General features: G+C 58.4%; 17 protein-coding genes and 1 riboswitch. All 17 genes read left to right on the top strand.

Features of this window, described 5'->3' with window-relative positions:
* Positions 1–755: 755 nt before the first annotated feature.
* The 17 genes from ACI1P1_RS16835 (at position 756) to ACI1P1_RS16755 (ending at position 22,213) form a co-directional block, all read left to right on the top strand.
* On the top strand, positions 756–1,364 hold the full coding sequence (locus ACI1P1_RS16835) for a GyrI-like domain-containing protein (RefSeq protein WP_416217583.1): 609 nt from the start codon (positions 756–758) through the stop codon (positions 1,362–1,364).
* A 243-nt stretch (positions 1,365–1,607) separates the two neighbouring features.
* Positions 1,608–2,972, top strand: coding sequence for a DUF2252 domain-containing protein (locus ACI1P1_RS16830; RefSeq protein ID WP_416217582.1), 1,365 nt, complete (start codon positions 1,608–1,610; stop codon positions 2,970–2,972).
* Positions 2,973–3,134: 162 nt separating this feature from the next.
* Complete coding sequence (locus tag ACI1P1_RS16825; protein ID WP_416217581.1) at positions 3,135–4,517, top strand: S41 family peptidase; 1,383 nt, start codon at positions 3,135–3,137, stop codon at positions 4,515–4,517.
* 136 nt (positions 4,518–4,653) lie between these two features.
* Positions 4,654–4,755, top strand: a riboswitch (purine riboswitch).
* A gap of 428 nt (positions 4,756–5,183) precedes the next feature.
* A complete protein-coding gene (gene purE, locus ACI1P1_RS16820) occupies positions 5,184–5,672 on the top strand; it encodes a 5-(carboxyamino)imidazole ribonucleotide mutase (RefSeq protein WP_416217580.1) in 489 nt (162 codons plus the stop codon).
* Between the two features lie 98 nt (positions 5,673–5,770).
* The gene (gene purK / locus ACI1P1_RS16815; protein WP_416217591.1) at positions 5,771–6,964 is read left to right on the top strand and encodes a 5-(carboxyamino)imidazole ribonucleotide synthase; all 1,194 of its coding nucleotides are present in this window, start codon (positions 5,771–5,773) and stop codon (positions 6,962–6,964) included.
* Positions 6,965–7,626: 662 nt separating this feature from the next.
* Positions 7,627–8,925 carry an adenylosuccinate lyase gene (purB, locus tag ACI1P1_RS16810; RefSeq protein WP_416217579.1) on the top strand — a complete coding sequence of 433 codons (1,299 nt, stop codon included), beginning with the start codon at positions 7,627–7,629 and terminating at the stop codon, positions 8,923–8,925.
* 196 nt (positions 8,926–9,121) lie between these two features.
* Positions 9,122–10,009, top strand: a complete 888-nt coding sequence (locus tag ACI1P1_RS16805; RefSeq protein WP_416217578.1) for a phosphoribosylaminoimidazolesuccinocarboxamide synthase — start codon at positions 9,122–9,124, stop codon at positions 10,007–10,009.
* A 511-nt stretch (positions 10,010–10,520) separates the two neighbouring features.
* Positions 10,521–10,769 carry a phosphoribosylformylglycinamidine synthase subunit PurS gene (gene purS, locus ACI1P1_RS16800; RefSeq protein ID WP_113022884.1) on the top strand — a complete coding sequence of 83 codons (249 nt, stop codon included), beginning with the start codon at positions 10,521–10,523 and terminating at the stop codon, positions 10,767–10,769.
* A 1-nt stretch (position 10,770) separates the two neighbouring features.
* Positions 10,771–11,463: a phosphoribosylformylglycinamidine synthase subunit PurQ gene (purQ, locus tag ACI1P1_RS16795; RefSeq protein WP_416217577.1), complete on the top strand. Its 693-nt coding sequence runs from the start codon at positions 10,771–10,773 to the stop codon at positions 11,461–11,463.
* A complete protein-coding gene (gene purL / locus ACI1P1_RS16790) occupies positions 11,441–13,693 on the top strand; it encodes a phosphoribosylformylglycinamidine synthase subunit PurL (RefSeq protein ID WP_416217576.1) in 2,253 nt (750 codons plus the stop codon). Before purQ ends, purL begins: the two co-directional genes overlap by 23 nt.
* Positions 13,675–15,156, top strand: a complete 1,482-nt coding sequence (purF, locus tag ACI1P1_RS16785) for an amidophosphoribosyltransferase (RefSeq protein WP_416217575.1) — start codon at positions 13,675–13,677, stop codon at positions 15,154–15,156. Before purL ends, purF begins: the two co-directional genes overlap by 19 nt.
* 371 nt (positions 15,157–15,527) lie before the next feature.
* Positions 15,528–16,568 (top strand): phosphoribosylformylglycinamidine cyclo-ligase, encoded by a 1,041-nt coding sequence (purM, locus tag ACI1P1_RS16780; protein ID WP_416217574.1) that lies wholly within the window; start codon positions 15,528–15,530, stop codon positions 16,566–16,568.
* On the top strand, positions 16,565–17,281 hold the full coding sequence (purN, locus tag ACI1P1_RS16775; RefSeq protein WP_416217573.1) for a phosphoribosylglycinamide formyltransferase: 717 nt from the start codon (positions 16,565–16,567) through the stop codon (positions 17,279–17,281). The genes purM and purN overlap by 4 nt, the downstream gene beginning before the upstream one ends.
* Positions 17,282–17,285: 4 nt before the next feature.
* Positions 17,286–18,470: a phosphoribosylaminoimidazolecarboxamide formyltransferase gene (locus tag ACI1P1_RS16770; protein WP_416217572.1), complete on the top strand. Its 1,185-nt coding sequence runs from the start codon at positions 17,286–17,288 to the stop codon at positions 18,468–18,470.
* Positions 18,471–19,160: 690 nt separating this feature from the next.
* Entirely contained in the window at positions 19,161–19,904 is a 744-nt protein-coding gene (locus ACI1P1_RS16765; RefSeq protein WP_416217571.1) for an IMP cyclohydrolase, read from the top strand.
* Between the two features lie 2 nt (positions 19,905–19,906).
* Entirely contained in the window at positions 19,907–21,175 is a 1,269-nt protein-coding gene (purD, locus tag ACI1P1_RS16760; RefSeq protein WP_416217570.1) for a phosphoribosylamine--glycine ligase, read from the top strand.
* A 141-nt stretch (positions 21,176–21,316) separates the two neighbouring features.
* Positions 21,317–22,213 (top strand): LysR family transcriptional regulator, encoded by an 897-nt coding sequence (locus ACI1P1_RS16755; protein ID WP_416217569.1) that lies wholly within the window; start codon positions 21,317–21,319, stop codon positions 22,211–22,213.
* The last annotated feature ends 7 nt before the right edge of the window (positions 22,214–22,220 follow it).

The raw sequence follows: 22,220 nt of genomic DNA, 5'->3' as shown, positions 1-22,220 counted from the left end.
CAGGTGACAACGTTCAAATTAACCCATATTTAGGAATATTGGATAATTCCATGTTAGGTTTGACGCATCGCTAGTGCGGCCAGAGCCGCTATTTTGGCAAAAACACCGCTTTAAAAAATCTAACGGCGGCCAGAGCCTCTATTTGAGTCAAATTGCTTGCCCAAGGCTCGTTTTGGTTTCAATAGCGGCTCCTGCTTCCGTTAGATTTTTTGAACCCGTGTTTTGGAGCAAATAAAGGCTCTCACTTCCGTTAGAATTGCTGCGCGGATGGCCGCCTCGGGAATGCTAGGGTTTACTAGCACTGCATTCCCTCCCTCCCCCTCCTGAGCGGAGGGGATAATACAGCATAAAGCCGAGGGGATAATACAGCATAAGGCTGAGGGCATAATACAGCTTAAGGAAGGGGAGAAACGCCTGCTGTTCAGCTCAACGCTTTGGCCTCCCCTTCACCTCAACGCTTTGGCTTCCCCTTACCTCAACGCTTTCACCTCACCCTTCACCTCAACGTTCTCCGCTAATTCCTTAAACTAAACTTCCTCACAACTCACCATTGCGGCGAATCCCGTCATCCCTAAACTAACCAGACTCCCTTGTGCCACCAGTTCCAAGCATTCACCAGTTCCACGCATCGTTACCTCCTCCGCACCTCCAACCTATTCCCCCATTTTGAAACCTGACCATCTGTTGTCACATCGCCGGGGTATACTGGGGAGGAGAAGTCACAGGGAACCCAACCAAGGAGGATGTGCCATACAATGGAGAAGCTGGATTTGAAGAAAACCTACCGGGAGCTGTACCGGGCCAAGCCCGAGCCGATGCTGGTGGAGGTGCCGCCCCTGCAGTATCTGATGATCGATGGGGAAGGGGACCCCAACACCGCGCCGGCCTATCAGCAGGCGGTGGAGGCGCTGTATTCGCTGTCCTACACGCTGAAGTTTATGATGAAGCGTATGCCGGAGGGGGCGGATTATGGCGTCATGCCCCTGGAAGGCCTCTGGTGGAGCGAGCCCATCGAAGCGTTCAGTCTGGAGCGCAAGGGGGACTGGAAATGGACCTCCCTGATCCTGCAGCCGGATTTTATCACCCCGGCTCTGGTAGAGGAAGCCCGACAGCAGGCTGCAGCCAAAAAAACGTTGCCCGCTCTGCCTCTGGCCCGCCTCGCCCGTTTGGACGAGGGGAAATGCGCCCAGGTGCTGCACATTGGACCTTACGCCGAGGAAACACCTACGATTGAGCGGTTGCATGCCTTTATTCAGGAGCAGGGGCTCCAGCTCCGGGGCAAGCACCACGAAATTTACCTGGGCGATCCCCGGCGCGCCGCTCCGGACAAGCTGCAAACCATCATCCGCCAGCCGGTGGAATAAGGAGCTTAAGGAGCTGCGAGGAAATTAGCGGTACGGAGCATTTGCGTTAGCAAACGCCGCTTCGGCAGCATAAGCTTTTCGTCGCAGGCTCTAAAAGGGTTGTTCAGCACCAGGCGGCAACCATTTGACTTTGGCCCTGGGCCGGTTTTATGCTGGTAAATAGAACAGTCACACACGCGAAGCACACCCCGATTGCCGTTTGCAGCAGGGTGTGTTTTTGCTATAGAGGAGGATGTACCGATTATGTACGAGTCCATCATCGAGAAGGTCAAGCATACCCACCGCCATCTCCGGCAGCAGGCGCTGGCCACCATGTTCGACGAGTTCGACATCCGCATTATGAAGCTGGACCAAACCGGCCGGATGATGAAATACAGCAAAATGGCAGAGTCGCCGTATTCTTTTTTTAGAGGGAGCGCGTACCTGTTCTATTCCGATGTCTCCCGGGAGTGGTTTCCCTACCATACGGCGGAGAACCGGCCGACTTGGGTGCAGGGGGATCTCCATCTGGAGAATTTCGGCGCTTTCAAGGATGAAAACGGGGATCTGGTTTACGATATCAATGACTTCGACGAGGGCTGCCTGGGCTCATACCTGTACGACCTGCTGCGGATGTCCGCAAGCATTGCCTTGGCCGGCAAGGAGCTGGGTCTGGATGAGCATGAGCGTATCGAAGCCATCGAGGCGTATGCGCAGGCCTATTACCGGCAAATCCGCAAATTTACCGAGCGGGAGGAGAACCCGTCCCGGCTGCAGTTCAGCGAGGACAACACCGACGGAAGCATCCGCAAGCTGCTGCGCAAGCTGGGAAAACGGGAGCCCCACAAGTTTATGCTGTCGGTTACGGCAGGCGGCCGGGACCGGCGGTTTATCCGTTCGGAGGAGCTGGTGGAGGTGGAGCCGGGAACCCGCAGGGCGCTGTTGGCGGCCTGGGAGGAATATATAGCGGTGCTGGGACGTGAACGGGAGCTGAAGCCTAACTTTTTCAGGATAAAGGATATGGCGGTGAAAAAAGGCTCGGGGACGGCGTCCATCGGACTGGACCGTTATTATCTGCTTATTGAAGGGGGCGGGGCGGCGGATGCCATGGACGATGTGGTGCTGGAGGTGAAGGAGGCAAGGGTGCCGGTGCCGGCCTACTTCTTGCCTTACCGGGAGGAGTTCTGGCGGGAATTCGGTCACCAGGGCAGACGTGTGGCGGCCACCCAGCAGGCCATGCATCATGAGGCGGACCCGTTCCTGGGGTATTTGACCTTCGGAGGCAAGCAGTATTACATCCGGGAGCGGTCCCCGTATAAGAAGAAGCTGAAGCTGTCCGATCTGGAGGGAAAACAGGATTTCCTGGAGGCGCTGGAGATCATGGGGCGGATTACGGCGAAGGCTCATGCCCGGGCAGATGCGGATGTGGAAAATGGCGTGCTGGCGTATCACAGTGAGGATGAAATTGCGGAAGCCATGGGGGAAAAGAGCAGTGTGTTTGCCCGGGACCTGGCCCTGTGGGCGGTATCCTATGCCAGACAAACGGAGGCGGACTACCAGCTGTTTCTGGACTGGGTGCAGAAGGGGGCTCCGGCTGCGGGGGAGATTCCTTTGCCCGGAGAGCGATGAGCATAAGGGGAGGACTGTCGGGCCAACTGGAAAATGCCGGGTTTGGAGTGCCAACCGCGGTATGGTAAAATATCCAATTAAAGACCGGTCGCGCAAAACGGCATCCGGCATAAGCTTGCATAACCGGTTTTCCCCCGCGGAAAGCCTCGGGAGGTCCTACGGATGGGCAATCGCATCAGGAACACAGTAACCACAGTAATCGTCACGGCGGTGGCTGCCAGCGGCTTAACCTTCGCGTATACCCGCAACCAGTATGAAAAGTGGGATAAGCTCGATGCGGTCTATGAGCATCTGTCCGCCCAATATGTGGAGCCTGTCGACAAAACCAAGCTGGTGGACGGGGCGCTGGACGGCATGATGAAGGCGCTGGATGATCCGTACTCCGTTTATATGAACCAGGAGGAATCCAAAAGCTTCGGTGAGGTGATCAGTTCTTCGTTTGTGGGTATTGGAGCGGAAATTGAGGAACGGGACGGGCGGATCGTCATCGTTTCTCCCATTAAAGGTGCACCTGCCGAAAAGGCGGGGCTGAAGCCCAATGACCGGATCATCAAGCTGGGGGATACCAGTCTCATCGGCATGAAGTCGACGGAGGCAGTGAAGCTGCTCCGCGGCGAGAAGGGAACGAAGGCAGAGCTTACGATTGAAAGACCGGGTGAGACGGACCCCATTCAGGTCACGGTTATCCGGGATGTGATCCCTATTGAAACGGTATACAGCAATTTGCTGGATAATGGGATCGGGGTGATTCAGATTTCCTCCGTGTCGGAAACGACGGGAGCGGAGTTCGCCAAGCAGCTGACCGACCTGAAGGCTAAGGGCATGAAGGGGCTGGTGCTGGATTTGCGGCAAAATCCGGGCGGATTGCTGGATCAGGCGGTGGAAATCGGCGAAATGCTGCTTCCCGCAGGCAAAACTCTGCTGAAGGTGGAGGACCGCAACGGCCGCACCCAGGAGTACCGGGCCAGAGGCAGCGGCAAAAACCCCAGCATTGACGGGCTGCCCATGGTGGGCCTGATCGACGGGGGCACCGCCAGTGCCGGGGAGATTCTGGCGGGGGCTCTGCAGGAGTCTGCGGGTGCCAAGCTGGTAGGGGAGAAAACCTTCGGTAAGGGCACAGCCCAAACCATCATGAACCTGAAGGACGGCTCTACGGTGAAATACACCAACGCCAAGTGGCTGACCCCCGATGGCACATGGATTCACAAAACAGGCATCGCTCCCGATGTGGAGGTGGCTCTCCCGGAATATGCGGCGCTGCCGTATGTCAGCCCCGACAAGGAGTGGAAGCAGGACAGCTACGCCACCGAGGTGAAAAGCATCCAGGTGATGCTGGCGGCGCTGGGCTTTGACCCCGGCCGGAAGGACGGGTACTTCGACGGGAAAACAGCAGAGGCCGTAAAGTCGTTCCAGTCGGCCCAAGGTTTGCAGGCCACCGGTGCGGTGGCTGGAGACACATTGCGGAAGATGACGGAGCTTCTGGCGGCGCAGCTGAAGCAGAATGACCCCCAGCTTCAGGCGGCAGTGAAGCTTCTGGCTCCTTGACGGGGCGGGGAGGTGCTTTGAAACCGCTGTTAAAATACGAACTATATTCACTCTCTTTACACAAACGTTCGGTTTTTAAGGTTGACATAGGCGCTGCGCGGCTGTTAAACTTAACATGGACAAGTAAACTGTTATATTTTGCATTCGTTGCATGACTCGTATATATTCGGGGATAGGGCCCGAACGTTTCTACCCGGTTACCGTAAATGACCGGACTACGAGCGAAGGATGCTTTATTTGGGTTTGCCCTGCGGAATTTTTACGCGGCAGCCATATTCGCTCATATCCGTGAATTGCTTTTGTGTGTGCGGCCGGCGCCCCGGTTTACCGGGGTTTTGCGTCTGGGCTGCATGCGCGCAGGGCGTGCCAGACACGCCCCGGGAAACCGCCGGGAAGGCCGGACCCTTTGGGGTCCTTCCTTTGCCTTTTGCCTGCGGCTATCTGCTTTTGCGGCCACAGGTGAATATTGGCTTGCCGCGTTGTTTTTTTATGAAGATGCTGCAGCATGCGCCTCTTCATAAGGAGAACTCCTCTAAAAGTAACCGGAATACGCTTCAGAGCATCTCGTCACTTTTGGGGGATTTTTGCAGAGGGAAGCGGTTTGGAGGCCCTGTCCGCCGGATGCATTCATATTATAACCGTCTCTACGGAAAGAAGGTCGTTTGCATGACGCCAGTTGTCGGAGTAATCATGGGCAGCCAGTCGGATTGGGAAACCATGAAGCTTGCCTGCCAGCCCTTGGAGGAATTCGGTATCCCCTACGAAAAGAAGGTGGTGTCCGCACACCGCACGCCGGATCTGATGTTTCAATATGCGGAGCAAGCGGCGGGACGCGGCATCAAGGTAATCATCGCCGGAGCGGGCGGCGCTGCCCATCTGCCGGGAATGGTGGCGGCGAAGACGGTGCTGCCGGTAATTGGCGTCCCGGTGAAGAGCTCCACTTTAAACGGGCTGGACTCGCTTTTGTCCATCGTCCAGATGCCCGGCGGCATTCCGGTGGCTACGGTGGCCATCGGCAATGCCGGAGCCACCAATGCCGGGCTTTTGGCCGCCCAGATTCTGGGCGCCTTCGACCCGGAGCTGTCGGCCAAGGTAGCGGCACGGCGGGAGCGGATCGGCAAGGAAGCGGCGGAGAGCAGCGACCGGCTGGTATAGGCGGGGACACCTGCGGCGGCTGAGCGGACCGGAAGAACTGGATTCTGACGGGATGCTTGGCTGCGGAGGGGGATAAGGGAAAGGTGGACAGGTCTGTGATGAACGGAAATGACAGAACGGGCGGACAGGGAAAAGTGATCCTGCCCGGCAGCACCATCGGGGTGCTGGGCGGCGGACAGCTGGGCCGGATGCTGGCTTTGGCAGGCACCCATATGGGCTACCGCTTCGCGACGCTGGAGCCTTCGCCGGATTCGCCCATGCAGCAGGCGGGAGCCCGCCAGATCACGGCGTCCTACGGCGACGAAGAAGCCGCCAGGGAGCTGGCCCGGATTTCGGATGTGATTACCTACGAATTCGAAAATGTCAGCTCCGGGGTAGCGGAGATGCTGGCCCGGGAATCTTACGTGCCTCAGGGCAGCACCCTGCTGCACACCACCCAGCACCGGCTGCGGGAGAAGCGGGCCATCGAGGCCGCCGGAGTGCCGGTGGCGCCTTATGCGCCGGTGGGCAGCTTGGCGGAGCTGGAGGCGGCGGTGGCCCGGTTCGGCACACCCTGTGTGCTGAAGACGGTCTCCGGCGGCTACGACGGCAAGGGCCAATGGGTGCTCCGTTCGCCGGACGAATGCGAAGCTGCTTATGCTGCTCTCTGCCAAAGCGGCGTGGAGCTGGTGCTGGAGCAGTTCATCAGCTTCCGGCAGGAGATCTCGGCGATTGCCGCCCGGAGCCCCCGGGGCGAGGTGAAGGTGTTCCCGGTGGCGGAGAACATCCACGTGGGCAATATCCTGCACCTGTCCATTGTGCCGGCGCGGATTCCGGCGGAGGTGCGGCAGCGGGCTGAGGAGCTGGCCGCCCGGCTGGCGGAGTCCCTGGACATGGTGGGCCTGCTGGCGGTGGAGATGTTTGTAACGGAATCCGGCGAGCTGTACGTCAACGAGCTGGCCCCCCGGCCCCACAACTCCGGCCACTACACCATGGAAGCCTGCGCCACCTCCCAGTTTGAGCAGCATGTGCGGGCCGTCTGCAATTTGCCGTTGGGCCCGGTGGAGCTGTTATCCCCAGTGGTGATGGTGAATGTGCTGGGCGAGCATCAGGTGCCACTGCTGGATTGGCTGGCGGCGCAGGAGAAGGAGCCGGAGGGAGTGGCGCTGAAGCTCCACCTCTACGGCAAGGCCGAGGCCAAGGCCCGGCGGAAGATGGGCCACGTGAACCTGCTGGCTGCCGATACGGCGCAGGCGCTGGCCTGGGTTCGGGAGACCGGCATCTGGGCGGAGGAATGCAAGGCTTGGAGCTAGAGGGCAGCTGGCTGTCCTCGGCACACTCGTGCAGCACGCAGCCCAGCCCGGCTTGTGCCCGGCATGCAGCTGATCCTGGCTCATACCCGGCACGCAGCCGATCCCGGCTCATGTCGCCGCACGCGTCCGATCACGGCTTGTGCCCGGCATGCAGCCGATCCTGGCTCATACCCGGCACGCAGCCGATTCCGGCTCACCAGCCGATCCCGGCTCATGTCGCCGCACGCGTCCGATCCCGGCTTGTGCCCGGCATGCAGCCGATCCTGGCTCATGCCCGACAAGCAGTCGGTCCCGGCTCACCAGCCCATCCCGGCTGATGTCCCAAGCGCGGCCGATCCCGGCTCATGCCTGGCACAATAGCATTCTCGGTTCGCGTCCGCCACACCAGCCCATCCTGCAAAAGTGCAGTTATTTTGTAAACTTTGGCCATAGAAGCCGGCTATCATGCAAAAATACAGTTATTTTGCGGAAATGCCCCGTTTGGTAGCCGAATGACGGAAAATAACTGCACTTTTGCAGCAAGACCCCGTTCCAGAAGGAAAACGGGCGAAAATAACTGCACTTTTGCATTTGGCCACACTAACGAATACAAGAATTAACGTAAACGCCGGACCCACCGGCGCAACCATACAAGCAATAAGCATACCATTAGGAGGTTCCACATGCTGGAGCGTTATAGCCGCAAGGAAATGTCGTCCATTTGGACAGAAGAGAACAAATTCAAGGCCTGGCTGGAGGTTGAAATCCTCTCCTGTGAAGCCTGGTCGGAGTTGGGGGTTATCCCCAAGGAGGACGTCACCGCTCTCCGCGCAAACGCTACCTTCAATATTGACCGCATCTACGAAATCGAGCAGGAAACCCGCCACGACGTTATCGCGTTTACCCGGGCGGTGTCCGAATCCCTTGGCGAGGAGCGCAAATGGGTCCACTACGGGCTGACCTCCACAGATGTGGTGGATACCGCCCTGGGTTACCTGCTCCTCCAAGCCAACCGGATTCTGGAGAAGGACCTGGAGAATTTCATCACCATCCTGAAAGACAAGGCCATCGCCTACAAGGATACTCCCATGATGGGGCGCACCCACGGCGTCCATGCAGAGCCAACTACCTTCGGGCTGAAAATGGCCTTGTGGCATGAAGAAATGAAGCGGAACCTGGAGCGTTTCCGCCGCGCAGCCGACGAGGTGCAGTACGGCAAAATTTCCGGTGCGGTAGGCACCTACGCCAACATCGATCCCTTCATTGAAGAGTATGTCTGCAGCAAGCTGGGTACAAAAGCGGCGCCGATCTCCACCCAGACCCTCCAGCGGGACCGTCATGCTCAATACATGGCGACTCTGGCGCTCATCGCCACCTCCATGGACAAGTTCGCCACCGAAATCCGCGGCCTCCAAAAGAGCGAATTCCGCGAGGTGGAGGAGCCCTTCGCCAAGGGCCAAAAAGGCTCCTCGGCTATGCCCCACAAGCGCAACCCCATCGGCTGCGAGAACATCTCCGGCCTCTCCCGGGTCATCCGCGGCCACATGCTGTCCGCCTACGAGAACGTGCCGCTGTGGCATGAGCGGGATATCTCCCACTCCTCCGTGGAGCGCATCATCCTGCCGGACGCCACCGCGCTCCTGGATTACATGCTGAACCGCCTGGGCAACATCATCAAGAACCTCACCGTGTTCCCGGAAAATATGAAGCGCAACATGCAAAGCACCTACGGCGTGCCCTTCTCCGGACGGGTGATGACCAAGCTCATCGACAAAGGCTTCAGCCGCGAGCAGGCTTACGATACCGTTCAGCCCAACGCCATGAAGGCGTGGGAGGAGCAGCGCCAGTTCCGCTCCATTATTGAAGCGGACCCGACTATCTCCAAGACGCTGACCGCCGAGGAAATCGACGATTGTTTCAATCCCTCGTGGCATCTGAAGCATGTGGACACCATTTTCCGCAAGCTGGGGCTGACCGAGTAAGGAGCTTTAGCCTTTTCCGGCTGCCGGGGGCTTGAGACAGTTCCGCGGCGGCTGTGGCCGAAGCTTTTCACCTATCATGCTTCACCTGGTTTACCAACACCCGGCGCCTGCGCCGGACTCTATGCCCTTCCGTTTCATGGCGTGTTAGCCAACACAACCTAAACCGGAGTGGCGCAAAACAGGAGGTTTCCTTAACGTGGTAACAACAACATTGTCGACGGCGGTGGAATTGGTCAAGGCTCCGCTTTTGTACAAAGGCAAGGTGCGGGAGCTGTATGATTTGGGCGAGGAAATGCTGCTGGTGGTGACGGACCGGATCTCTGCGTTCGACTACATCCTGTCCCCGGCGGTTCCCGACAAGGGGAACATGCTGAACCGGATCAGCGCATTCTGGTTTGAACAAACCGCCTCCCTCCAGGAAAACCATGTGGTGCATACGGATGTGGAGAAGCTGGGTGACCTGGTGACGGCGCCGGAGCTATTGAAGGACCGGATCATGGTGGCCAAAAAAGCCCAGCGCATCGACATCGAATGCATCGTCCGCGGTTATATCACCGGGGGCGGCTGGCGCCAGTACCAGGCCACCGGCGAGATCAACGGCCGCAAGCTTCCGGAGGGGCTACGCAAGAACCAGGAGCTGCCGGAGCCGATTTTTACCCCATCCGCCAAAAACGATGTGGGCCACGACGAGGATATCTCCATTGCGCGCATGAAGGAGCTGGTGGGTGCAGAGCTCACCGACGAGCTGGAGCGCCGCAGCATTCTGTTGTACAAGGCCGCCCATGAATACTGCCGCAAGCGGGGTATTATCCTGGCGGACACCAAGTTCGAGTTCGGCATCCTGGACGGGCGGATTATTCTCATCGACGAGATTTTTACGCCGGATTCCTCCCGCTTCTGGGCAGTGGAGAATTATGCCTTGGATACGGAGATCGACAGCATGGACAAGGAACCGGTGCGCACCTATCTGACCGGCTCCGGCTGGGACAAAAACAGCCCGCCTGCGCCGCTGCCCAACGAGGTGGTAGAGGCCACGGCCAACCGCTACCGGGAGATCTACCGCAGGCTGACGGCAGCGGAGTAGAGTTGAATGTGTGGGGCGAGTAAGGGGGCCGATGGAGCGGAGTAAGCCGGTCGATGGCCCCGCACTAGCGAGTGAGGCGGGCCGTGGCCCGCACAAACGGACGAACCGGCAGCTTCGGGGACTCACGATCCGCTATTTCGCAGAAATGGAGCTTTTGCCGGATCTTACGGACACAGGTTCCGCTATTCCGCCCAACACACTGCTTTTTGGCCCACTTTCGGCACAATAACGGTACTAGGGTCCGTTAAGCAGCAGAAAAGCGCGATTTTGGCAAAATAACGGAACCACGGTCCGTTAGCTGATACGGCGGATGGCATCGCGAACCGTATGCCCAGTTGGCCGACAGTATCGCGAAGCGTAAGCCAAGCTGGCCGACGGCATCGCGAATCGTAAGCCCAGTCGGCTGGTGGCATTTTATGAATAAAACACAACGCCCCTCCGCGCCGGGCCAACTTAGAGCCACCGCGCGCGCCGGGCACACTATGAATGACTTTCGGGAGGAATCCGGCAAATGATCAAAGCGACAGTTTACGTGACCATCAAGCAAAGCGTGCTTGATCCCCAAGGCAATGCGGTTCAAGGGGCCCTGCACTCCATGGGCTTTAACGAAGTGGGCAAGGTGCGCATCGGCAAGTACCTGGAACTGACCCTGAACACCGTTGACCGGAACGAGGCGGAAGCCCGGGTGCGGACCATGTGCGAGAAGCTGCTCGCCAACACCGTCATCGAAGACTACCGCTTTGAACTGGAGGGTTACTAAAATGAAATTCGCAGTCTTGGTCTTTCCAGGCTCCAACTGCGACCTGGATTGCTACAAAGCGGTAGAGTCCACCATCGGCCAGCCGGTGGAGTATGTCTGGCATACGGCGACGGACCTCTCCTCCTACGATTGCATCATTGTCCCCGGCGGCTTCTCCTACGGGGATTACCTGCGGTGCGGCGCCATTGCCCGCTTTGCTCCTGTCATGGGCGCATTGGTAGAGGCGGCGGCCCAAGGCAAAACCATCATCGGCATCTGCAACGGCTTCCAGATTCTTACCGAAGCCGGACTTCTGCCGGGCGCACTTTTGCGCAACCAAACCCTGAAATTCCGCTGCCATTCCACAATGCTCAAGGTGGAGAACAACAACACCACCTTCACCTCCGAATATGCGGCCGGGGAAGAAATCGACATCCCCATCGCCCATGGGGAAGGTAATTTCTACTGCGACGAGGCGACCCTGCGGGAGCTTGAACTCAATAACCAGATCGTCTTCCGTTACGCCGGGGAGAACCCCAACGGCTCCGTCGGCAACATCGCCGGCGTCTGCTCCAAGGATGGCAACGTGCTGGGCATGATGCCCCATCCCGAACGGGCGGTCAGCCAACTCCTCGGATCTGAGGACGGCGTGCGGATTTTCAAATCGATTTTGAACACCTGGAGGGAAAAACATGGCGCAGCAGCTATCGGCTAAGGAGCCCAACGCACAGCAGATCGAGGAACAACAGATTTACCGTCAGTTTGGCGTAACCGACGAGGAGTATGCCAAGATCTGCGGCTTCCTTGGACGCAAGCCCAATTATGTGGAAATCGGCGTGTTCAGCGTCATGTGGTCGGAGCACTGCTCCTACAAAAATTCCAAGGTTGTGCTGAAAAAATTCCCCGTTACCGGACCGAAGGTCCTGATGGGCCCCGGCGAAGGTGCGGGTATCGTGGACATCGGCGACAACCAGGCAGTTGTATTCAAAATCGAAAGCCATAACCACCCTTCGGCAGTGGAGCCGTACCAAGGCGCTGCAACAGGGGTGGGCGGCATTATCCGTGATATTTTTTCCATGGGCTCACGGCCGATTGCACTGCTCAATTCCCTGCGCTTCGGCAAGCTGAACAACGAACGAGTGAAATATCTGTTCGAGCATGTGGTATCCGGCATTGCAGGCTACGGCAACTGTATCGGCATCCCCACCGTTGGCGGGGAAGTCATGTTCGACGAAAGCTACGAGGGCAATCCGCTGGTGAACGCCATGTGCGTCGGACTCATCGACCATGACAAAATCCAGAAGGGCGTCGCCCAAGGCATCGGCAACCCCGTGTTCTATGTGGGACCGGCCACCGGACGGGACGGCATTCACGGCGCTACCTTCGCTTCCGTTGAACTGACAGAGGAGTCCGAAGCCAAGCGGACGGCTGTGCAGGTAGGCGATCCTTTTATGGAAAAGCTGGTACTGGAAGCCACATTGGAGCTGATCGATTCCGGTATCGTGGTAGGCATTCAGGATATGGGTGCAGCGGGACTTACCTGCTCCAGCTCGGAAATGGCCAGCAAGGCCGGCAACGGCATGGAGCTGTACCTGGACGAGGTGCCTCAGCGTGAGGAGGGCATGACTCCTTACGAAATGATGCTCTCTGAATCCCAGGAGCGGATGCTGTTTGTAGTCAAGCCGGAGCATGAGGCTCAGGCCAAGGAGATTTTTGAGCGTTGGGGACTCCATTGCGCCAAGGTGGGCAAAGTAACCGATGACGGCAACCTGAAGCTGTTCCATAAGGGTGAGCTGGTAGGCGACATGCCGGTAACGGCCTTGGTGGACGAGTGCCCCATGTACCACAAGGCTTCTGAAGTGCCTGCTTATTATGTGGAAAATGCAGCTGTAGACACTCTGCGTTACCCGGCCCCGGCCAGTCTAGAGGAAGCGCTGCTCAAGGTGCTCGGCTCTCCGACTGTAGCCAGCAAGGAATGGGTATATAACCAGTACGACTTCATGGTGCGGACGGAAACCTTCGTTCAGCCCGGTTCGGACGCGGCGGTAGTGGGTGTGCCCGGCACACGCAAAGCACTGGCTATGACCACGGACTGCAACAGCCGGTTTGTTTACCTGGACCCCGAGGTGGGTGGCGCTATTGCCTTGGCCGAAGCGGCCCGGAATATCGTATGCTCCGGTGCGGAGCCTTTGGCGATTACGGATAACCTGAACTTCGGTAACCCGGAGAAGCCGGAGATCTTCTGGCAATTGGAGAAATCGGTGGACGGCATGGCGGAGGCCTGCCGGCGTCTTGGCACGCCCGTTATCGGCGGCAACGTGAGCTTGTACAATGAGAATAACAAAGGCGCGATTTACCCCACGCCGGTGGTAGGTATGGTGGGTCTGGTCCATGATACCGACCATATCACCACTCAGGGCTTCAAGCAGGAGGGGGATGTGATCCTTCTGTTGGGCGAAACCCGCGCCGAGCTGGGCGGAAGCGAATTCCAATACGCCGTTCATGGTGTGACCGAAGGACGTCCGCCGGTTATCGATTTGGATGTGGAAAAGAAGCTTTTGGATGGTTTGCTCTCTGCTATTCAGGCAGGTCTGGTGGCATCGGCCCATGACGTGTCCGACGGCGGTTTGGCAGCGGCGCTGGCAGAGTCCTGTATCAGCGGCCGGGTTGGCGCTAGTGTGAAGCTGGCTTCGGAGCTGCGTGCGGATCACCTGCTGTTCAGCGAAAGCCAGTCCCGGATATTGGTGAGCGTGAAGGCGGATAAGGCTGCTGCGCTGGTTGCCCATTTGTCCGCTGCCGGTGTTCCCGTAGGTGAGATTGGCCGTGTGGCCGCTGCCCGCGGTGATTTGAAGATTGAAGTGAATGGAACCACGATCCTCGACACTCCCGTTGCGAAGCTAGAAAAGGTTTGGAAGGATGCGATTCCATGTCTGATGAAATCCTGACCCACTCCGACCAGCCCGCATTATGGACAGGCCGGTATTATAACGAGGGTGTAGACTCTCAGGTGTTCGACAAGCTGAAGGAAGAGTGCGGCGTCTTCGGTGTGTTTAATCATACCGAGGCGTCGGCCTTGGCCTACTTCGGCCTTCACGCGCTCCAGCACCGGGGGGAGGAATCCTCCGGCATCTGCACCACCGACGGCGAGCAGTTCTACGTCCACCGGGGTATGGGACTGGTGAAGGAAGTTTTTGATAATGACAAGATTCTGTCACTGAAGGGCTCCACCGCTATCGGGCACGTGCGCTATTCCACAGCGGGCGCCAGCAAGCTGCAGAATGCGCAGCCGCTGGTGTTCCGCTTCCGCGGCGGCGATCTGGCCATTGCCACCAACGGCAATCTGGTGAATGCCGATGAGCTGCGCCGGGAGCTGGAGGAGGCAGGCTCCATCTTCCAGACCACCAGCGATACGGAGGTGCTGATCCACCTGATCGCCCGTTCCAAGCACCATGATCCGAGGTTGGCGGTAAAAGAAGCACTGCAGCGGGTAGTAGGCGGCTTCGCCTTCCTGATTCTCATCAACGATACGCTGTTTGTGGCCCAGGATTCTAACGGCCTGCGGCCGTTAATGATCGGCACCCTGGACGGGGGATATGTATTCGCCTCCGAAACCTGCGCCTTCGAGACGGTAGGTGCGGCGTATATGCGGGATGTGCAGCCGGGTGAGCTGCTGATTTTTGACAAGGACGGCATGACCGAGGACCGGTTCGCCGAGATGACCCGGCGCTCTCTGTGCGCCATGGAGTTTATCTATTTCTCCCGTCCGGACAGCGACGTAGACAACATCAACCTGCATATGGCCCGGAAGCGGATGGGGATGCGGCTGGCAATGGAAAGCTTCGTGGACGCGGATGTGGTGACCGGTGTGCCGGACTCCAGTATCTCCGCGGCTATCGGCTTTGCCGAACAGACGGGCATCCCGTACGAGATCGGGCTGATCAAAAACCGCTACACCGGCCGGACCTTCATCCAGCCCAGCCAGGAACTGCGGGAGCGGGGCGTGAAGATGAAGCTCTCTGCAGTGCGCAAGGTGGTGGAGGGCAAGCGGGTGGTCATGATCGATGACTCCATTGTCCGCGGCACTACATCCCTGCGGATTGTGAACATGCTGCGGGAGGCAGGGGCGAAGGAGGTCCATGTGCGGATCAGCTCGCCGCCTTATATGAACCCCTGCTTCTACGGCATCGATACGCCCAGCCGGGAGGAGCTGATCGCCTCCAGCAAAACAGTGGAGGAGATCCGCCAGGCCATCCAAGCGGACTCGCTGCATTTCCTGTCCAAGCAGGGCTTGATCGAGGCTATCGGCCGGTCGGCCGGAGAGTACAACCGGGGCATGTGCCTGGGCTGCTTCGACAACGACTACCCCACTCCGGTGGAGGATGCGGAGCAGGCGGGCTGCGGGTGTTAGTTGGCGCGGCGCGACAGGACGGCTTCACACCGTTATGTTGCTTTGCACAACGGCGACGGCATAACACAGCTATTTTGCCCAACACGAAATAACGACATTTTTTGTCTGTTATTCGCCTTTTCCCGCTGAAAAAGCGGAAATAGCAGCATCTTTTGTCTGCTATTTCTGTCAAAGTGGCATGATTGGACAACTTTTGTGTGGATAGCAGACATTTCATGTCGTTATTTTGCCCCGTGGGGTCAAAATTTTGAAATAGCAGACATTGTTTGCCGCTTACATCCTCCCCAACTTTAGCAGAGCAGGGAAGTGGAGGGCATTCCGGCAGCATGCTGCACAACCATATATTTATTTACCCAAAGGAGCGAATCCCGGTGTCAGAAGCCTACAAAGAAGCTGGTGTCGATATAGCCGCAGGCAATGAAGCGGTGGAGAGGATGAAGAAGCACGTCAGCCGGACCATGCGTCCTGAGGTGCTGACGGGTCTGGGCGGCTTCGGCGGCCTGTTCGGACTGGACAAAAGCGGCTACAAGGACCCGGTTCTGGTTTCCGGTACGGACGGCGTGGGGACCAAGCTGAAGCTGGCCTTCGAAATGGACAAGCATGATACCATCGGCATCGATGCGGTGGCCATGTGCGTCAACGACATTGTGGTGTCGGGCGCCGAACCCCTGTTCTTCCTGGATTATCTGGCTTGCGGCAAGCTGGTGCCGGAAAAGATTGAAGCGATTGTGTCCGGCGTGGCCGAGGGCTGCGTTCAGGCAGGCTGCGCGCTGATCGGCGGCGAAACCGCCGAGATGCCGGGTATGTACCAGGACGGCGAATACGATATCGCCGGCTTCTCCGTGGGCGTCGTGGACCGCCCGAAGATTGTGGATGGCAGTGCTATCCGCGCAGGTGATGCGGTTATCGGGCTGGGCTCCACAGGCGTCCACAGCAACGGCTTCTCCTTGGTGCGCAAGCTCCTGCTGGAGACTCAAGGCTACAGCCTGGATGCCCGGATAGAAGGCTTGAACGGAACCCTCGGCGAGGTGCTGCTGACGCCGACGAAGATTTATGTGAAGTCCATCCTGGCGCTTTTGCGGGAGGTAGAGGTTAGAGGCATGGCCCACATTACCGGCGGCGGATTCCTGGAGAATATCCCGCGCTGCCTGCCGGACGGAGTCAATGTGGAGATCGACTACGGCTCCTGGCCGATCCATCCTGTGTTCAATTTGATGCAAAAAGACGGCAACATCACCAACAACGATATGTTCCGCACCTTCAACATGGGCATCGGCATGGTGCTGATTGTGCCGGAGGCGGACGCGGAGAAGGCGTTGAAGCTGGCAGAGGAGCACGGGGAAAAGGCATACCGCCTGGGCCGTGTGACTGCCGGTGAGAAGATCGTCACCTTTACGGGTGCGGAGGTATGAGAAGCGAGGCCTCTTTTTCGGGAGAGGCGTTGGGCGGAGGGACCGCTGCCAGCCGGGATCAAGCAGCCTTGGCGGAGCGCCAGCCGGGGCAGCCTCTGCGGGTAGCGGTGTTTGCCTCCGGCGGGGGCAGCAACTTCCAGGCGCTGGCGGATGCCATCGCAGACGGCAGGCTCCAAGTAGAGCTGAAGCTGCTGGTCTGTGACAAACCCCAGGCCCCGGTAGTGGAGCGGGCGGCCAAGGCGGGTGTGCCCGCTTTTGTCTTTCGGCCCAAGGAATACCCCAGCCGTGAAGGCTACGAGGAAGAGATTTTGCGGCGGCTCCGTGAGGCTGACGTAGAGCTGGTGGTGCTGGCCGGGTACATGCGGATTCTGACGGATGTGATGGTGCAGGGTTATTGGGGGCGGATGCTGAATATCCATCCCTCGCTTTTGCCGTCTTTTCCCGGGATGCATGCGGTCCGGCAGGCGTTGGAGTACGGGGTCAAGGTTACCGGTGTAACCGTGCATCTGGTAGACGGCGGGCTGGACAGCGGCCCCATTGTGGCCCAGCGGGCGGTGGAGCTCCGGGAGGATGACACGGAGGAGACCGTCAGCGAACGGATTCATCACATCGAGCATCAGCTATATCCTCAAGTGGTGCAGGATATCGCAACCGGAAGAATCGTGCTGGAGCAGTTGGCGGGACGGAATCAAATTAAAAAGGACGGGATATGAACTCATGAGTCAGAACGCGGAATCCAAGGAATTGACCCTTCGCTACGGCATGAACCCGCATCAGAAGCAGGCTAAGCTCACCCATGATACGGCCCTTCCCATCAAGGTGGTCAACGGGGATCCTGGATATATCAATCTGCTGGATGCCCTGAACGGCTTTCAGCTGGCCCGGGAGCTGCGGCGCGCCACCGGTTTGCCGGCGGCGGCTTCATTCAAACACGTGAGCCCGGCGGGAGCGGCGGTTGCTGTTCCGCTGACGGAGGAGCTGGCGAAGGCTTATTTTGTGGAGGGACTAGTGCTGTCACCTCTAGCTACAGCCTATGCCCGTGCCCGGGGAGCGGACCGGATGTCCTCCTTCGGCGATGCTGCGGCTTTGTCCGATGTTGTGGACACTTCCACCGCTCTTCTCTTGAAGCGGGAGGTATCCGACCTGGTGGTGGCTCCGGGGTATACGGATGAGGCGCTGGAGATTCTGAAGGCGAAGAAGGGCGGCAAGTACCTGATTCTGCAAATCGACCCCGAGTATGTGCCCGATCCGGTGGAAAGCCGCAAGCTGTTCGGCCTGACCCTGCAGCAGGAGCGCAACAATGCGGTGATCGACGAGGAAGCGCTGACCCATATTGTCACCCAAAACACAGATCTGCCGGAGCAGGCCAAGCGGGATTTGCTGATTGCTCTGGTTACGTTAAAATACACCCAGTCCAACTCCATTGTGTACGCCCTGGACGGACAAACCATCGGCATCGGCGCCGGACAGCAGTCGCGGATTCACTGCACCCGGCTGGCCGGGGACAAGGCAGACCGCTGGTTCCTGCGGCAGCATCCGGCGGCGCTTAGCATGAGCTTCCGCCCGGGCCTCTCCCGTGCCGAACAGAACAACGCCATCGACCTGTGGCTGGAGGAGGAGCTGACTCCGGTGGAGCAGGCAGCATGGGAAGCAGCATTCGCCGAGGTGCCGGCCAAGCTGACCCGCGAGGAAAAGCGGGCCTGGCTGAACAAGCTGACCGGCGTATCCTACGGCTCGGATGCGTTCCTGCCCTTCCGGGACAACCTGGACCGGGCCAGCCGCAGCGGTGTTAAGTATGTAGCCCAAGCCGGCAGCTCGGTGCGCGACGAGGAAGTGGTCCAGGCCGCCAACGACTACGGCATGGTCATGGCCTATTCCGGCGTCCGTTTGTTCCACCATTGATATCTGACAATGGTGCGCCCTGCCAGCCCTGGACCCCTTGTAACCAACCTGGGTGCAAGGGGTCCAAGCTCTAACGGAACTGAGACGCGCTTAGCGTGCTAAAATGACCCGATAGAAACTCTAACGGAACTGAGACGCGCTTAGCAGGGGAAAACGGGGATTTGAGAGTAAAATCAGGCTTCTAAGAGTCGCTGAGTTCCGTTAAAATGCAAAGTTACTCCAAAACCGCCTGGAAGAGTCGCTGAGTTCCGTTAGCCGGTGGGTACAGCATTATGTGAACCTAGGCATGCTGTCGGACGACAACGGATTAAGCTCTAACGGAACTCAGAAGCGCTTAGCGTGCTAAAATGACCCGATAGAAACTCTAACGGAACTGAGACGCGCTTAGCAGGGGAAAACGGGGGTTTGAGAGTAAAATCAGGCTCCTAAGGGTCGCTGAGTTCCGTTAAAATGCAAAGTTACTCCAAAACCGTCTGTAAGAGTCGCTGAGTTCCGTTAGCCGGTGGGGGCGGAGTTGGGAAGGTTACTCAAGGGAAAATTGGTCGCGGACAGCATAGGTTTCAGCACCATTAGAGTCCAGTTTGGTTCGTATGAGGCGGTGCAATTAACGTGTCCAACGTATCCACAACGCCGTCAGGCCAGTCGCTGAAACCGACCAAGCAAGGATTATTGAAGAAGGAGGCACCAGGCATGACAACCAACCATACCAATAGAGCCGCGCTTGCGGATGCTTATCTGAATGAGCTTCAGAACAACTCGTACCCCGGCCGGGGCATCGTCATCGGCTTGTCCGAGGACGGAGAGCAGTATGTTCAGGTGTACTGGATTATGGGACGCAGCGAAAACAGCCGCAACCGGGTGTTTATCGCCGAGGACAACGGCTTTCTGCGGACGGAGGCCCGCGATCCCGCCAAGCTTACCGACCCGTCGTTGATTATCTACTATCCGCTGAAGCATCTGGGCGGTGCCCATATCGTCACCAACGGTGACCAGACGGACACCATCCACGAAGCGCTCCAGCATGGCGGCAGCTTCGAGGGTGCCTTGACCACCCGGACCTATGAGCCGGACGGCCCCAACTTCACCCCGCGGATCAGCGGGTTCACGGATCTGGCGGACAGCCAGTTTGCCTACAAGCTGTCCATCCTGAAGTCCGCCGGCAACACCGAGGACCAGACCCTGCGCCACACCTACACCTACGAAAAAGCGCTGCCCGGCTTTGGCCACTGCATCCACACCTATGAAGGCGACGGCAATCCGCTGCCCTCCTTCACCGGAGAGCCCCGGCTGGTGCCTTTGCGCGGTAACGCGGAAACCATCGCCAACACCTACTGGAGCCTGCTCAATCCGGACAACCGCATTTCCCTGCTGGTCAAAACCATCCGCCGGAACAGCGGTGAAACCGGACTTGTCATCATAAATAAGGAGTCGTGACCATGCGGATTTTAGTCATTGGCAAAGGCGGCCGGGAGCATGCCATTTTGTGGGTGCTGGCCAAAAGCCCCAAGGTATCCAAGCTGTACTGCGCTCCGGGCAACGGCGGCATCGCCTCCTTGGCGGAATGTGTGCCCATCAAGGAGCTGGAGTTCGAGAAGATCAGCGCTTTTGCGTTGGAGCAAAAAATCGATCTGGTCATGGTTGCCCCTGACGATCCGCTGGTGGCCGGGCTGGTGGACCATCTGGAGGCGAAGGGCATCACCGCTTACGGCCCCCGCCAAAACGCCGCCCTCATCGAAGGCAGCAAGGTGTTCACCAAACAGCTGATGATCCAATACGGCATTCCCACGGCCGCCTATGCCAGCTTCACCGGCTACGACGAGGCAGTGGCCTATGTGCGTGCCCAAGGCGCGCCAATTGTGGTGAAGGCTGACGGGCTGGCCGCAGGCAAGGGTGTCATCGTGGCCAAAACAGTAGAAGAGGCGGAGGAAGCCCTGAAAAGCATCCTCTTGGACAAGGTGTTCGGCGCCTCCGGCAGCAGTGTGGTCATCGAGGAATTCCTTGAGGGACAGGAAATGTCCCTGTTATCCTTCGTGGACGGCACCACCGTGAAGCCCATGGCTCCCTCCCAGGACCACAAGCAGGTTTTCGACAACGATCAAGGCCCCAACACCGGCGGTATGGGCACTTATTCCCCGCTGCCGCATATCCCCGAGTCGGTGGTGGAGGAGGCGCTGGCCAACATTGTGCGCCCCATGGCCGAGGCCCTGGTCAAGGAAGGCCGCCCCTTCAAGGGCATTCTGTACGCCGGACTGATGCTGACCAATAAAGGTGTCAAAACCATCGAGTTCAACGCCCGCTTTGGCGATCCGGAAACCCAGGTGCTTTTGCCCAAGCTGAAAACGGATCTGGTGGATATTATGCTGGCTACCCTGGACGGCACTTTGGATCAATTGGACATCGAATGGACCGATGAAGCTGCGGTTTGCGTCGTACTGGCTTCCCCCGGTTATCCGGGCTCCTATCCCACCGGTCTCACCATCAGCGGTTTGGATCAAATAAGCCCTGAGGCCATGGTATTCCACGCCGGAACAGCGCTTGGCCAGAGCGGAGAAATTGTCACCGCCGGAGGCCGTGTGCTGAACGTGGTCGGACTGGGCAAGGACATTGCCGAAGCCCGGGAGAACGTCTACGCCGAGGTGCGCAAAATCGGCTTCGACGGCGCCCATTACCGGACGGATATCGCAGCGAAGGCACTGAAGGGATAATCCTGTTTATCTGAACAAACGGCCTGATCATAAAGCGGTTCTCCTATGCGGGGCCGCTTTTTTGATGTACTGTTTGGCTTTGCCGAAGCGTGAGGGACTGATTTTTTTGGTATACTGGTAAGAAAAAAAGGAACCGCGACCATGGACGAAAAGGATTGGACAATACTGGATATGTTGGCCCAGGAGCGCAATATTACCCGGACGGCGGAGCGGATGTTCCTGTCCCAGCCCTCCCTGACCTACAGGCTGCAGCAGCTGGAGCGGGAGCTGGGGGTACCTCTTCTGGTGTACCGCGGCAGGCGGGGCATCGAGTTCACCGGGCAAGGGGACCGGCTGGTGGAGTACGCCAGGGAGATGCTGAAGCGGTGGGGGGAGATGAAGGAGGAGCTGGCTCAAGGTCAGGGTGAGGTGCGGGGCACACTTCGATTGGGGGTATCCCGGTCAGTGGCGCTGTACCGGCTGCCGGATGTGCTGCGGCGCTTCTCCCAGCAGTACCCCTTAGTGGAATTCGATATTTCCACGGCGCTAAGCCAGGATTTGGTCGGTTCCGTCTCCAGCCAGAAGGAGCAGATCGGGATTGTCCGGGGCAATCCTCAATGGCCTGATACCATGGAGATGCTGGAGCAGGAGCAGGTGTGCATCCTGTCCTGCGTGCCCATTGATCCGGAGGAGCTTCCCAACAGGCGGAGAATCGCCTTTACCACGGACCCGATGCTGAGCCGGATTATCGAGAACTGGTGGAAGCAGCGCTACAGCCAGCCCTCCAATGTGTTTATGCATGTGGACAATGCGGAGATTGCCAAGCGTATGGTGCAGAATGATCTGGGCTACGCTATCGTTCCCTCCATTGTGCTGGACGGGGATGACCGGGAGCTGTACCGGCTGCCATTGGCCGGAGAGGATAGCGAAGCCATTCTGTGGACCACCTGGATGCTGTACCGGCAGGAGCTGCTGGAGCTTCCGGCGGTAAAGGCATTTGTACATTTTATCCAGGCTAACTACCGCCAATCCATTCCCTCTCTCTATGCAAATCCATAGAAAATGA

Origin of the sequence: Paenibacillus mesotrionivorans (genome assembly GCF_046098205.1) — a bacterium.
Lineage (GTDB): Bacteria > Bacillota > Bacilli > Paenibacillales > NBRC-103111 > Paenibacillus_AR > Paenibacillus_AR mesotrionivorans.
This window is presented reverse-complemented; position numbering and strand designations above follow the sequence as displayed.

Bases quoted from the DNA above. Each gene is read 5' to 3' on its own strand.
- ACI1P1_RS16835 (WP_416217583.1), top strand. From the start codon at position 756: ATGGAGAAGCTGGATTTGAAGAAAACCTACCGGGAGCTGTACCGGGCC.
- ACI1P1_RS16830 (WP_416217582.1), top strand. From the start codon at position 1,608: ATGTACGAGTCCATCATCGAGAAGGTCAAGCATACCCACCGCCATCTC.
- ACI1P1_RS16825 (WP_416217581.1), top strand. From the start codon at position 3,135: ATGGGCAATCGCATCAGGAACACAGTAACCACAGTAATCGTCACGGCG.
- purE (WP_416217580.1), top strand. From the start codon at position 5,184: ATGACGCCAGTTGTCGGAGTAATCATGGGCAGCCAGTCGGATTGGGAA.
- purK (WP_416217591.1), top strand. From the start codon at position 5,771: ATGAACGGAAATGACAGAACGGGCGGACAGGGAAAAGTGATCCTGCCC.
- purB (WP_416217579.1), top strand. From the start codon at position 7,627: ATGCTGGAGCGTTATAGCCGCAAGGAAATGTCGTCCATTTGGACAGAA.
- purS (WP_113022884.1), top strand. From the start codon at position 10,521: ATGATCAAAGCGACAGTTTACGTGACCATCAAGCAAAGCGTGCTTGAT.
- purQ (WP_416217577.1), top strand. From the start codon at position 10,771: ATGAAATTCGCAGTCTTGGTCTTTCCAGGCTCCAACTGCGACCTGGAT.
- purL (WP_416217576.1), top strand. From the start codon at position 11,441: ATGGCGCAGCAGCTATCGGCTAAGGAGCCCAACGCACAGCAGATCGAG.
- purF (WP_416217575.1), top strand. From the start codon at position 13,675: ATGTCTGATGAAATCCTGACCCACTCCGACCAGCCCGCATTATGGACA.
- purN (WP_416217573.1), top strand. From the start codon at position 16,565: ATGAGAAGCGAGGCCTCTTTTTCGGGAGAGGCGTTGGGCGGAGGGACC.
- ACI1P1_RS16770 (WP_416217572.1), top strand. From the start codon at position 17,286: ATGAGTCAGAACGCGGAATCCAAGGAATTGACCCTTCGCTACGGCATG.
- ACI1P1_RS16765 (WP_416217571.1), top strand. From the start codon at position 19,161: ATGACAACCAACCATACCAATAGAGCCGCGCTTGCGGATGCTTATCTG.
- purD (WP_416217570.1), top strand. From the start codon at position 19,907: ATGCGGATTTTAGTCATTGGCAAAGGCGGCCGGGAGCATGCCATTTTG.
- ACI1P1_RS16755 (WP_416217569.1), top strand. From the start codon at position 21,317: ATGGACGAAAAGGATTGGACAATACTGGATATGTTGGCCCAGGAGCGC.